At 48.5% G+C, this 270-nt stretch carries 1 pseudogene; it reads right to left on the bottom strand.

The annotated features are described in order from the left end of the window. Nucleotides 1-270, bottom strand: a pseudogene (locus A3762_RS06860) (ribonucleoside-diphosphate reductase, adenosylcobalamin-dependent); the annotation flags it as partial.

Genomic DNA, 270 nt, shown 5'->3' with positions numbered 1-270 from the left:
CTGCACCAGCAACATACGCACCTTTAGGGCGTAAAGTAGAAAACTCATATCCGATGCCACAGCCGGCTTTTAGTGTTAAGCCTGCCTCGTGGTTTTTAAGTAGGATATCGTCCATTGAGTCATAGACTGTGCCTGAAACGGTACAGTTAATGGTGGAAGTTGCAGGCTTATGTTCGCCAGCGCCTGCATTCGACATAATGCGGCCTGCGGGAATGACGCCAGTCTCTAATGCCCATTTAAAATCTGCATATACCTGCTCGCGCTTTTCCT

This window comes from Oleiphilus sp. HI0125 (assembly GCF_001635355.1).
This window is presented reverse-complemented; position numbering and strand designations above follow the sequence as displayed.